We start from the raw sequence: 9,813 nt of genomic DNA, 5'->3' as shown, positions 1-9,813 counted from the left end.
CTCAGTGTTGCGGCCCGGGGTGAGCAGGCTGCCGGGGATCCCCGTCCGGTGGATCAGTTGCGTGCCGACATCTTTGCGGACCTGCTGACCAGCGGCGGCAGGGAAGCTGCCGGTGGGGACGGGGATACTGCCAGTGGAGACGGGGTGTGGGTCGGAGGTGACGGGGTGTGGGTCGGAGGCGAGAACGACAGCGTTGGTCGTCCGGATACTGCTGACAGCTCCGACAGTATTGAAAGTACTGGTCGCGGACTCGGTGATCGGCTCGGCCGGGACATCAACCGCACCGGTGATACAAACCCTGCTGGTGTCGGTCACGCCGGCAACAGCAGCAAGGGAGGCAAGGATGACGCCGGCAACTGCCGCAACAGTGATGGCAACGCAGACAAGAGTAACGACGCTGAGAGGTCGGGCGGCCGTGGACAGGACCGTCCCATCGAGCACGGTTCCGGTGCCCGGACCGAGATCCTGGTCCTGATCACCGCCGAAACCCTCCTCGGCGCTGATGAGTATCCCGCGGAGCTGCACGGTTACGGGCCGATCAGCGCCGAAACAGCCCGCAGGCTCGCCCGGCAGGCGGCCCGGTGGACTCCGGTGGAACGCGACCCGCACACCGAAGAGATCCTTCGGGTCGGCCGCCGCCGCAAAGTACCGGCCGGACTCCAGCGCTGGCTGCGGGCACGGGACGGTACCTGCCGGTTCCCGGGCTGCCGCACCAACGCCCTGATCTCGGAGATCGACCACACCACACCCTGGTCCCACGGCGGGACAACGGATCATGACAACCTGGAACATTTGTGCCGACGGCACCACATGTTCAAAACCCGGGGTTTTTGGAAAGCCCGGCAGCACTCACCCGGGATTATCGAATGGGTTTCACCGGGTGGCCGGACTTACCGCACCGAACCGCATCTTCACCTTGCCTCCGGTTCGGGCACGGGTTCCGCTTCTCCACCCACCGGCATGCCAGGGGTTGTCACGGGCGTGCCAGATGCTGCCTCGGGTACTGCTTCAGGTCCGCCGCCGTCCTCGTCGCTTTGGGGATCACCCGACGACCCCGATCCCTACGACTACGGCGACAACCCGCCGCCCTTCTGACGAGGTGGGCGGCCGGAAGCTTGGCTAGCGGAAACCGCCGTCGCTGCTCAATACCTGGCCCACCATCCACTGTCCTTCATCGCTGACCAGCCAGGCAATTAGCCTGGCTGGGTCGTCCGGCTCACCGAACCGGCCGCCGGGGAAGTGCGAAAGCACCTCTTCAAGAACTTCCGGCGGACGGTCAGCAGTCTCGAGGTCCAGATAGCCGGTGTTGACCGGGCCGGGGTTCACGGTATTGAGGTTGATTCCGCGGCGAATCAGATCAGCTGCGACCGACGGTGTGATGCCGGCAAGAGCAGCCTTGGAGGTTGCGTACGCAATTTCGTTCTCCATTACCCCTCTATTGATCTGCCCTGAGGTCATCCAGATAACCCGGCCACCAGCGCGGCCGTTGTGCTGCAGGGCAAAATCGCGGGTGGCAAGAAGGGTCGACCGGGTGTTGACCTGCCAGTGGGCATCGAGTTTCTCAGCAGTCATCTCCGCCAGCGGGCCGTCACCACCGCTGCGGGCATGGTTGCAGATCAGGATGTCCAGATGCCCCAAAGCCCCGACAGCATCGCGGATCAGCTGCCCGGCGCCGTCGGCTTCTGACAGGTCAATGCTTCCGTGGGCCAGTTGCGCACCGTCGGTAAGGAGGCTCTGCAGCTTGCCGACGACGTCGTTGATCGGGTCTGCGCCCCACGGCTGGTTCTCATCGTGGGGGGAATAGTGGGCCAGGAACAGGCTGGCGCCCATCCGGGCCAGCCGTGAGGCCACAGCAAAGCCGATGCCCTGGAAGCGGCTGACACCGGTGACTACTGCCGTGCGTCCTGCCAGTGGGAGCGGGGTGTTCATGAAGTCCTCTCAAGGATGCGTGAAAACTCGATTGCTCAGGCCGTGGAAACGGAGCGCAGCGTCCGTGGAGAAAGCCTGTCCTGGAGGACCAGCGTAGCGGCACCCAGCGCAGCGGCATCGTTGCCGTTAACCGACATCCGTACCTCAACCCGATGGATAGCCCGCGCCATGGCGCGTTTGTCCAGTGCTGAGGCGATGGTATCCACATAGAAGGACCCGGCAGTGGCGAAGGCGCTGCCGGCCAGGACAACAAGCTGCAGGTCCAGAAGGTTGACCATGGAGATGACAGCACTTGCCACATATTCGGCGGACCGGTTGATCAGGCGCAGGGCCACCGGGTCTCCGTTATTCGCTGCTGTGCCGATCGCGGCGAAATCCTCGGTGACAATGCCCGTCAGGGGAACATCGAGTTCACCGCGGGCAACGGCTTCGGCAGCCTGGGCCACCACCACCTGAGGACTCGCATAGAGCTCGAGGCACCCGATGTTTCCGCAGCTGCAGGGCAGACCGTTTGCATCAACGCTGACGTGTCCTATTTCCCCCACATTGGAGCTGACACCCTGGTAAATGGTTCCGTCCATGACGATGCCGGCGCCGATCCCCGAACCCATGTACACCGAGGCATAGCTGGTATATCCCTCCGTTGCGCCGAGCCAGTATTCACCGATCGCGGCGGCTGTCGCGTCATTGTCGAACTCGCAGTGCAGCCCGGTGGTGGTGGACAGAGCCCGGCGCAGCGGAAAACCGGTCCAATCCCGGAAGGAAGGGGCTCCGATCATGGCTCCTTCCGTACGGTCCAGCGGTCCGGGGGCGGCGAGTCCCATGCCCACCACAGTCTCCCGGTCCACCGCCAGCGCGTCGAAGAGCCCCTCGATGTCCTCAGTAATGCGGCTGACGACCGTCATGGGTGATGCCTCGCCGGGCCCGCTGACCCTGCGCCGTCCCACCACCTGCCCGCTCAGGTCGGCCACCACATAGGTGATGTAGTCCTGACCGATGTGCACACCCAGTCCCAGCCGGGAGGCGGGGTTCAGTTCGAGCAGCATCCGCGGTTTGCCGCCGGTGGATTCGCCTCGTCCGGTTTCCAGGACGACGCCGTCGTTCAGCAGCGAACGCACGGCAGTCGAGATGGTGGCCTGGGTCAGGCCGGTCATGTCCGCGAGCTCCACACGGCTGATCGGCCCGGAGACACGAATCAGGTCCATTATTTTCCCGCGGGACGATTCGCGGCGGTGATTTTGCTTCACGGGGATCCTAACGGGCAACTGCTTGAGGGGGTGCCGCAGTTCTTGCGGACTGCGGAGGAAGAGACGGGGCGGTGGGGAAGGGGAGGTGGGCCGGAACCGGACGGATTGGGAGCCGGACGACGGCGAAACGGTGTGGCTAGGGCTCCAGCCGCACCGCTTCTGCCCATGCTTCGGCAATCACGGCGTGGCCGCGCGGGGTGGGATGCACGCCGTCGTCCGCGAGTGATTCCGGGGGCGTGCCGTCCGCGACGAGCGCCGTCAGCACGGAATCTGTCCTCACAAGGACCGCATTGAACTCTTTGGCCAGCCGCCGGACGGCGGCAATCTTGGGATCCAGGTCCGTCCGCCACTCCTGCTGTTCTGCGGACACCGGCAGCAGGAAGGGCTCCATCAGCACCAGGGTGGTGTCGGGGGACACCCGCTCCAGCAGCGCCCGGTACCTGGCCATAAAGGTGTGCTGATCGGTTTCCTGACCGGCGTCGTAGCGGCGCCACGTGTCATTGATGCCTATAAGCACGGAAATCAGTTGCGGGCGTTCGGCCAGGACATCAGCATCCCAGCGCCGGGCCAGGTCCTCGATCCGGTCTCCGCCGGTGCCGCGGTTGAGGACGTCGGCTTCGGCCAAGAGTTCTCCGCCCGCGAGGAGGCGGACATACCCGTCGCCCAGGCCGCCGACGCCGTCAGTGCGCCACCCGCAGTCAGTGACGCTGTCGCCGGTGAAGACAATTCGCTGCTGGGAAGTTCGGGGCAAAGCGTGGTCCATGGTTTCTCCCGGGTTATGGATGTGGCTGGAAAATGACGCTGCACGCGGTTCAGATCCAGTCGCAGACGAGCTTTAAGACGAACACTTATCAAAGCCGTCAAAGTTACTCCGGATACTACTTCGATGGGCTGTCCGACAGGAAATATTTTTCTTGGGGGACTTACTTGACCAACTTACTTTAGTCGGTAACAATTCCAGTGTGAGCCCGACCACACTGGAGGGGCGGAGTATCGGCCACCAAGGACGGTGGGCCGGAGGGGAATCAATGATGATCCGTTACACCAAGAAGCAGCGCTTCCTTACCTTGGCCGCAGTGGGAACACTATCTCTTGCCGCCTGTTCGACTGGGGGCAGCGGAAACACGCAGGCAGCCGATGAGAAAACAACCCTGGTCGCTTACACGGGTCAGGCTGGCGACTACCAAAGTAACTACAACCCATATTCACCGTCACAAATCGGCGGGATCGGAACCATCTTCGAACCGCTGTTTTTTTACAACCAGCTCCGCGCCGGTGAGCCCGAGCCATTGCTCGGAACGGAATACTCCTGGAACGACGACGGCACTGTTCTGTCCGTCACCACTCGCGAGGGCGTGACGTGGAGCGACGGCGAACCTTTTACAGCCAAGGACGTCGCCTTCACCCTGAACATGCTGAAGGAACATCCGGCCGTCAACCAGATCGGATTCGACGCCGATGTTGAGCTTGTGGATGATACGCATCTGGTGCTGACATTCCCGGTCGTATCCTTCGTCGAAGGACCGGAGGTCTTGGGCGTACCGATTGTCCCGGAGCATCTCTGGGCCGATCTGGATCCGGCAACAGACACGCAGCCAAACCCGGTTGGCACCGGTCCCTTCATGTTGAAGGAATTCAAGCCACAGGCTTTCACCTTTTCGGCCAATCCGGATTATTGGGGTGGTGAAGCAGCAGTCAAGAACATCCGCTTCCTATCCCTCTCTGGTAACCAAGCTGGGGCGCAGGGTTTGAGCGCCGGCTCCATCGACTGGCAGACCGGCCCGGTACCGAACATGGACGACATCGAGGGAAAATACCCGGGCTATAAGGGCATCACTTACCACATGAATCAGATGGCTTTGTTTACTTGTTCCAACGCCGAACTCGGATGTGAAGGCCCGCAGACCGACCCCGCAGTACGCAAAGCCCTTTATTACGCAATGGACCGCGAGCAGCTCAATGCCCTCGCCTTTCAAAACACAGCTTCGGAGGTTTCACCAGGTTTCGCACTGACAGACCGAGATAAAGAGATCCTGTCGAAAGATCTAGAAGAGCCTGTCGCCCCCATGAAGCCGAACGTTGAAACGGCAAGCTCGCTGCTGGAGGGCGCGGGATACGTGAAGGGGAGCGATGGCATTTATGCCAAGGACGGGGTTCGCCTTGCGATGAGCGTGCGGGTACCGACCGGGTGGACCGACTACATTACGGCCCTGGATCTGATTGCTGAGCAGGCACGGGCCGCCGGCATTGAAATCACATCGCAGCAGTCGTCCTGGAATGAATGGAGCGAGGTGAGGGGCAACGGCAAGTTCCAGTTACTCATCGATGCGCTGAACCAGGGTGCCTCGCCTGACCCCTATTACATGTATGCAAACCACTTTGCAACCGCCAACACGGAACCAGTAGGAACACCGGCAACGCCCAACTATTCGCGGTTCAGCAATCCGGAGGTTGATGCGGCGCTGGAGTCACTTCGGTCACTTAACCCGGAGGATTCAGCGGCGCGCCAGCCTTACTACGATGCCATCCAGGGCGCCGTGGTCGAGGATATGCCCTACATCCCAATCCTGACCGGCGGCACGACCAGCGAATACAACGCCGAGAAGTTTGAAGGCTGGCCAACCGACGAAGATATGTACGCCATTCCGGCCGTGTGGGCCTCTCCGGACAATGCCCGCATTTTCTACAAGCTCAAGCCCGCAGGCGAGTGACGCGGAGATGAACGGGACCGAGGAGAACTTCGTTCCGATGGAGTCTAAAAAATGAATTATTTTGTTCGAAAACTAGGCTTCTATGCGGTGGCACTGTGGGCTGCGCTGACCCTGAATTTTCTCATTCCGCGCTTCATGCCAGGCAATCCGGTGGACACCTTGCTGGCCAAGCTTCAGCAGCGCGGCGGTTCGGTCACACCGGAAGTGCGCCGTTCCTACGAGCTTCTCCTCGGTGCCGATTCCGAAGAACCTATTTGGAACCAATATTTTAGCTATCTGGCGAATATGCTCAAAGGAGACATGGGAATCTCCGTCAGCTCTTTTCCGGCGAGTGTTTCAGATGTCATCGGGCAATCACTTCCATGGACCATAATGCTGGTGGGCCTGGCTACCCTGATTTCGTTTGTGGTCGGTGTGGGCATGGGCATTTTCGCCGGCTGGAAACCGGGCACCTGGGTGGACGCCCTCGTCCCGGCTACCACGCTGCTGGCCGCCGTCCCGTACTTCTGGCTGGCCCTGATCCTCGTGTTCCTTATTGCCTCAACGCTCCAGTGGCTGCCGCTGCAGGGAGGGTATGACGTCATCCTGACTCCAGGGTGGGACCCGGCCTTTATTTTTTCAGCCATTGAATACGGCATTCTTCCGGCCCTGACGATCGTCATTTCCTCCATTGGAGGTTGGCTCCTGGGCATGCGGAACATGATGGTATCCACACTCTCCGAGGATTACGTTCTTACCGCCGAAGCGAAGGGGCTGAAGAGCTCCCGGGTCATCATGCGCTATGCCGCCCGAAACGCAGTTCTTCCCTCGGTCGCCGGCTTCGCCATTTCTCTGGGGTTCGTCGTGTCCGGATCAATTCTGACTGAGTTGGTGTTCTCCTACCCGGGAATTGGTACCAGTCTGCTCAAGGCGGTCCAGAACAACGACTTCGCCTTGATGCAGGGCATCTTCCTCGTCATCACCCTCACTGTCCTGGGGGCAAACCTTCTTATCGACTTGTTGTACGGGGTCATCGATCCCCGTACGCGGGTACGCAGCTGAGATCCGGAGCCCACCAATGACAAATCTGAGCCAGGAAACAGTCCCATCTGTCGCAGCGTCGGACCCGGTCACGAACAGGCCCAAGCGGGCAGGTTTGCGCCTCATGCTGCCGACTCTTACCCCATCCCTTGCTATCGGCGGCGCTATGACTCTGGCGATTGTTCTCTTTGGAATAATCGCCCCGTTCTTCGGGCAGGACCCGCGGGCCGTGAGCAACATTGGTTTGACCGCACCGAGTTCCGATCACCTGCTCGGGACTACCCAGACGGGCCAGGACGTTCTTGCCCAGCTTGCCCATTCCACGTGGGGCTCCCTCCAGATCGGTCTCATCGTGGGAGTCCTGGCGACAGCACTTTCGGCTTTCTTCGGTATCCTCGGTGCCTACATCGGCGGCGCCACGGATGAAGCATTTTCCCTATTCTCCAACGTTGTCCTCGTCATTCCCGGGTTGCCACTCATTATCGTGATTGCCGCTTTTGTTCCGCCGGAAGCGCGGGGACTCTGGACGGTAGCCATTGTGCTGGCCGTTACGGGCTGGGCTGCATCCTCCCGCGTCTTACGGGCACAGACGCTGTCCATTCGTAATCGCGATTATGTTGCCGCGGCCCGAGTTGCCGGCGAGCGGTCCTGGCGGGTCATCGGCGTGGAGATCCTGCCGAATCTGCTCCCGGTCATGGCCTCACAATTCGTCTTCGCCGTGATCTTTGCGATTCTCAGCGAGGCGGGGCTTTCCTTCATTGGACTGGGAGCATCGGGGACTTCCACGCTCGGAACCATGCTGTTCTACGCCCAGAACGGCTTTGCCCTTCAGCTTGGTGCATGGTGGTGGTTTGCTCCGCCCGGGCTGATCATAGCCCTTTTCGGCTGCGGCCTTTCCCTGATCAATTTCAGCATCGATGAAGTAATTAATCCGAAGCTCCGCAACGTGCGCGTTCACCGCAAGCAACAGCGAAAAGCAGCTAAAAACGCAAGGAAAGCAGGTAAGCACGCATGAGCAGCGACATAGACGTCGCCAGGCCGGTCCTGACGATCATCGACCTAAGTGTTGTGTACGAAGTGGAAAACCCGGTTGTGGCGGTCAAAAATGTTTCTCTGACTCTAAACGCCGGAGAGATTCTGGGCCTGGCCGGTGAGTCTGGATGCGGCAAAACCACCCTTGCCTATGCAGTGAATCGGCTGCACCGTCCGCCGGCCCGGATTTCGGGCGGAAGCGTCACATTCCATGACGCGGACGGTACGGACATCAATGTTCTGGGTCTGAGCGACAAGGAGCTGCGCGTTTTTCGGTGGTCCAAGCTTTCGATGGTTTTCCAAGGTGCCATGAATGCACTTAACCCGGTGGTGGCAATCCGTCATCAGCTTGAGGATGTTTTCACGACACACCGCAAGGGTCTTTCACGGGAAGAGAAGCGCAGGCTCGCCAGTGAGGCCCTTGAACTGGTAGGGGTGGACCCCTCCCGGCTCAACAGTTATCCGCATGAGCTGTCCGGAGGCATGCGGCAGCGGGTGATGATCGCGATGGCACTGCTCCTGCAGCCGCAGCTGATGATCATGGATGAACCGACCACAGCCCTCGACGTCGTCGTGCAGCGGGACATCCTCCGCGAGATCGTGCGCCTGCGAGACAGCTTGAACTTCGCCGTCATCTTCATCACCCACGATCTGCCCCTGCTTTTCGAAATCAGCGACCGCATTGCGATCATGCGCGAAGGTGAGATTGTCGAACTCGGCACGGCGCAGCAGATCAAGGACAATCCCGTCCACCCTTATACCCAGAAGCTCCGTGAATCCTTCCCCAGCCTCACGGGCGACCGGGGAGACTTTATCCGCACAGGTGAGAGCGCAAACGCCCGGGAGGCGATGTGACACTGGTTCAGCTCAGGAACGTAACCAAGGAGTTCACGATCCGAAAAGGCCTGCAACGGTCTACTCTTACGGCGGTTGACGATGTTTCCTTCGACCTGCTTCCCGGTCGAACCGTTGCACTGGTGGGCGAATCCGGGTCCGGAAAGTCTACGATCGCAAGAATGCTGATGCGGCTGGAGACGCCCACATCCGGCTCCATCGATCTGGAGCTCGGCGACGGCACTCCTGTTCTGGGCTCCATGTACCGGCGCCACGTGCAGATGGTGTTTCAGGATCCATTTGCCTCGCTGAACCCGTTCCACACCATCGAACACCATATCGCCCGCCCGCTGCGGATCCATGGCCGGACCAAAAGCTCCCGGGACACCTATGAGAGGGTGCTGGAGATGCTTGAGCGGGTCAACCTTGTTCCCGCGGACAATTTCGCCAAACGGCGCCCACACGAGCTATCCGGAGGGCAGCGTCAACGCGTAGCCATAGCGCGGGCGCTTGCACCTGGAGCTCAGGTCCTGGTGGCTGATGAGCCGGTTTCCATGCTTGACGTTTCCATTCGGCTGGGGGTCCTGAACCTCCTGGCGCGGCTACAGCGCGAGGAAAATTTGGCCGTTCTCTACATCACGCATGACTTAGCCACGGCGCGCCACTTTTCAGACGAGATCATCGTGCTTCTCCACGGCCGGATTGTAGAGCGCGGCCCGGCAGATGAAGTCATTCTTAGCCCTAGGCATCCCTACACACAGTTGCTAAAAGCTTCGGCTCCTGACCCGGACGGTCTCGGAGTCTTGGCTGTCGGCGGAGTGGAGCGGAAGGACATCACCAATCAGCGGTCCTTTGACCACTACACAGGGGAATGGTCCAGCACACCTTTTCATGAATCCGTTCACTGACACCGGCAAGCTGACCAGGCGGCACAAGAAAAGCCTGGGAGACGTTCCCCTGTTGCGCTGACCCAACGAATACGGGCGGCAATATCTGAAATCCGGCGACGTGCTGGATGAGAAAGCGCTGTTCAACTTTGT

The 9,813-nt window shown here is 60.7% G+C and carries 9 protein-coding genes; 6 read left to right on the top strand and 3 right to left on the bottom strand.

The window, feature by feature from the left end; all coding sequences use genetic code 11:
* Positions 1-1,095, top strand: a 1,095-nt coding sequence (locus AC4D2Q_RS11535; protein WP_490946582.1) for an HNH endonuclease signature motif containing protein, incomplete at its 5' end; no start/stop codon positions are given.
* A 24-nt stretch (positions 1,096-1,119) separates the two neighbouring features.
* Here the strand turns inward: AC4D2Q_RS11535 and AC4D2Q_RS11530 are convergent.
* The 3 genes from AC4D2Q_RS11530 to AC4D2Q_RS11520 all read right to left on the bottom strand — a co-directional run bounded on the left by AC4D2Q_RS11530 (position 1,120) and on the right by AC4D2Q_RS11520 (position 3,939).
* Positions 1,120-1,929, bottom strand: a complete 810-nt coding sequence (locus AC4D2Q_RS11530) for an SDR family oxidoreductase (RefSeq protein ID WP_490946581.1) — start codon at positions 1,927-1,929, stop codon at positions 1,120-1,122.
* A gap of 35 nt (positions 1,930-1,964) precedes the next feature.
* Positions 1,965-3,134: an ROK family transcriptional regulator gene (locus AC4D2Q_RS11525; protein WP_490925600.1), complete on the bottom strand. Its 1,170-nt coding sequence runs from the start codon at positions 3,132-3,134 to the stop codon at positions 1,965-1,967.
* 178 nt (positions 3,135-3,312) lie between these two features.
* A complete protein-coding gene (locus tag AC4D2Q_RS11520) occupies positions 3,313-3,939 on the bottom strand; it encodes an SGNH/GDSL hydrolase family protein (protein WP_490946580.1) in 627 nt (208 codons plus the stop codon).
* Between the two features lie 265 nt (positions 3,940-4,204).
* On the opposite strand from AC4D2Q_RS11520, the gene AC4D2Q_RS11515 reads away from it, so the two are divergent.
* The 5 genes from AC4D2Q_RS11515 (at position 4,205) to AC4D2Q_RS11495 (ending at position 9,681) form a co-directional block, all read left to right on the top strand.
* On the top strand, positions 4,205-5,887 hold the full coding sequence (locus AC4D2Q_RS11515) for an ABC transporter substrate-binding protein (protein WP_490946579.1): 1,683 nt from the start codon (positions 4,205-4,207) through the stop codon (positions 5,885-5,887).
* A gap of 51 nt (positions 5,888-5,938) precedes the next feature.
* On the top strand, positions 5,939-6,928 hold the full coding sequence (locus AC4D2Q_RS11510) for an ABC transporter permease (RefSeq protein ID WP_490946578.1): 990 nt from the start codon (positions 5,939-5,941) through the stop codon (positions 6,926-6,928).
* Between the two features lie 145 nt (positions 6,929-7,073).
* Positions 7,074-7,922 (top strand): ABC transporter permease, encoded by an 849-nt coding sequence (locus AC4D2Q_RS11505; RefSeq protein ID WP_490946577.1) that lies wholly within the window; start codon positions 7,074-7,076, stop codon positions 7,920-7,922.
* The gene (locus tag AC4D2Q_RS11500) at positions 7,919-8,794 is read left to right on the top strand and encodes an ABC transporter ATP-binding protein (protein WP_490946576.1); all 876 of its coding nucleotides are present in this window, start codon (positions 7,919-7,921) and stop codon (positions 8,792-8,794) included. The genes AC4D2Q_RS11505 and AC4D2Q_RS11500 overlap by 4 nt, the downstream gene beginning before the upstream one ends.
* A complete protein-coding gene (locus tag AC4D2Q_RS11495) occupies positions 8,791-9,681 on the top strand; it encodes an ABC transporter ATP-binding protein (RefSeq protein WP_490946575.1) in 891 nt (296 codons plus the stop codon). The genes AC4D2Q_RS11500 and AC4D2Q_RS11495 overlap by 4 nt, the downstream gene beginning before the upstream one ends.
* Positions 9,682-9,813 lie beyond the last annotated feature (132 nt).

This window comes from Arthrobacter sp. TJ-178, from assembly GCF_058269275.1.
The sequence above is the reverse complement of the archived record's forward strand: the minus strand, read 5'-3'. Positions and strand labels throughout refer to the sequence as shown.

Coding starts and splice junctions, on each gene's coding strand:
- AC4D2Q_RS11530 (WP_490946581.1), bottom strand. CDS start 1,929: ATGAACACCCCGCTCCCACTGGCAGGACGCACGGCAGTAGTCACCGGT.
- AC4D2Q_RS11505 (WP_490946577.1), top strand. CDS start 7,074: ATGACTCTGGCGATTGTTCTCTTTGGAATAATCGCCCCGTTCTTCGGG.
- AC4D2Q_RS11515 (WP_490946579.1), top strand. CDS start 4,205: ATGATGATCCGTTACACCAAGAAGCAGCGCTTCCTTACCTTGGCCGCA.
- AC4D2Q_RS11520 (WP_490946580.1), bottom strand. CDS start 3,939: ATGGACCACGCTTTGCCCCGAACTTCCCAGCAGCGAATTGTCTTCACC.
- AC4D2Q_RS11500 (WP_490946576.1), top strand. CDS start 7,919: ATGAGCAGCGACATAGACGTCGCCAGGCCGGTCCTGACGATCATCGAC.
- AC4D2Q_RS11525 (WP_490925600.1), bottom strand. CDS start 3,134: ATGGACCTGATTCGTGTCTCCGGGCCGATCAGCCGTGTGGAGCTCGCG.
- AC4D2Q_RS11510 (WP_490946578.1), top strand. CDS start 5,939: ATGAATTATTTTGTTCGAAAACTAGGCTTCTATGCGGTGGCACTGTGG.